Genomic DNA, 2,055 nt, shown 5'->3' with positions numbered 1-2,055 from the left:
TGTCGGGCCAGTCGCGGTGCAGCGAATACTCCGTGTCCCCGTCACCATTGTCGTTCAGATGCCAGCGCTGGCCGGTGCGGATATCGGCCTTGCGTAGGCGCGGGTTCGGGTTATCCTTCTTACCCATGGTGGGGTCGTTCTTGCAGCCCCAACGAGTATCGTCTTCATCGCAGGTGCCGCCGACGCGTCCAACATCAATCCACCACACACGAATCAGCAACGGATCGACAGTTTCCTTCGTCAACACGACATCCAGAGCCTGCCAGTCGCCACCGTCAACACGGAAACGACCAGAGTAAGACACCGTCGCGTAGGCGTGGAAGTTGCCCGAACGCTTATATACATAGCTGGTCGCGGTCTTGCGTGACTCTTCACCACGTGCCCTGCTGACCGGCTTGCCCATGGTGTAGAAGCTGCCCTCGTCACCGTTGCCGTACTGGATGGTCATCTGAGTGGGGTAGGACTCCATCTCCACATGGCCAATCATGAGGTCACCTTCCCAGCGTGCGGTGGGCGCGTCAACGTAGAAGTTGACTGCCTGATTCTTGTAGACGTTAGGGTTATCTTCGCCCTGACCAGAGCCAAGGTTATAGGACTGCTTCAGTACGGGGGCCTGGATATCGGTTTTAGCGAATTGGTCCTCGATTTCTTGAAGCATTTCTTCAGGAGAAGGGCCCTTGGGTTGCGCGGGGTCATTCGAGGTGAAGGTTTTGGTGTCGTTGGGTACGCAGTAGCGGCCGCCAACATGGTTGGGGATTTTGTTGGCGTTATCTCCCTGAGGTAGGGATCCTATGACGTAGTGGCCAGGACGTTGGTCTCCTTTCGTATGACATTCTGCATCTCCGGCTTTTCGGGCTTTGGCACTACTTGCATGATATTCTTGCTTTGCTCCATCGAGTTGTAGCGGATGTTCTTCATTCCATTTTTGGACTGCCTCTTCTGGAGAAATCGCTGATCCTGATGGTGTTGAATTAGCTTTTACTAAGTCTTGCGTATTATTCTCGGATTTGTTTCCTTTGCGACTTGAGCTCGGCACTTGCTTATCTTTGGAGACTTTAACGCAATGTCCATTTGAATCTCCCGTGGTGCACTCACTGCTTAATGCTGGGGGGATATTTAAGGTAGAAACAATTAATGTTGAAAGTATAAAAAGCGTAGAGATCTTGCTAATGTTCTTCATGTTTCAATTAGCCTCTAAAGTTCACTCTCGTACTTGCTGTCAATTATTTTCCAATAACCACTAGAATAGGTATAAAGGAAGTAGAAAGTATCATCACTTGTATCGGTATTTGCCTTTCTCGTTATATCTCCATTCGATTCAATATATATTTCAGTTGACCAAATTCTGCGGACTTTCATACGATAGATTTTCTTAGATTCATCATAAAATAGGGCGCTTTCACTCTGGTATGAATCTAGGGAGTCTACAGCCCATCCGCCATTTTTGTAAAGTGTTTCAATATATTTGTAGAACCCATATTCTTCAGAATCTTCTGTCACATATTTGAATGCATAGGAACAGTCGCCAGTCTGAATTGCGTAGTTATGGGCATTGATCCAATCCTCCATCATGTGATTGAGGCCTTCTTCAGTTTCGGGATACTGTGCAGGCTCATTACGAGGCTTCGGGACATTCTGCGCAGGGCCTTTGCCGTCTGCCTTACGGTACTCCCCATCGGGTGCCTTGGAACCGCCGGAGTAGCCGCGGGTAACGACCGGCTTCGGGGTGGTTGAAGCCGAAGCGGATGCAGACTCAGAAGCCGCCGCGGAAGCCGAAGCCGTTTCGCTCGGCGCGGCGGTTGCGGTGGCTGCCGCCTCGTTATTTGCCTGCTGGCCACATGCCGCAAGCAAGGCACCCAGGCCCACAAGTGCGCCGCTACCCAACAGGGTACGGCGATTAAAGATGGTCGAATCCATAGAAGATACGCTCCTATCGTCGGTGACAGTGTGATATATGTGCATGTCGGGCCGCTTTTCACAGGTCAAGCTGACCACCGGAAGGAAAACAGCCCCGTAGCGCACCCAACAAGCGCATCGGTGCGCTATTGAGTACTA

1 protein-coding gene and 1 pseudogene are annotated in these 2,055 nt (G+C 51.0%); both read right to left on the bottom strand.

Going from position 1 to position 2,055, the window contains the following annotated elements:
- Positions 1-658: pseudogene (locus tag HMPREF2927_RS08065) on the bottom strand (peptide ABC transporter ATPase); the annotation flags it as partial.
- Positions 659-1,194: 536 nt separating this feature from the next.
- Positions 1,195-1,917, bottom strand: coding sequence for a DUF6318 family protein (locus HMPREF2927_RS08060; protein WP_070687027.1), 723 nt, complete (start codon positions 1,915-1,917; stop codon positions 1,195-1,197).
- Between the last annotated feature and the right edge of the window lie 138 nt (positions 1,918-2,055).

Source organism: Rothia sp. HMSC061E04 (assembly GCF_001813685.1).
Taxonomy (GTDB): Bacteria; Actinomycetota; Actinomycetes; order Actinomycetales; family Micrococcaceae; genus Rothia; species Rothia mucilaginosa.
The sequence above is the reverse complement of the archived record's forward strand: the minus strand, read 5'-3'. Positions and strand labels throughout refer to the sequence as shown.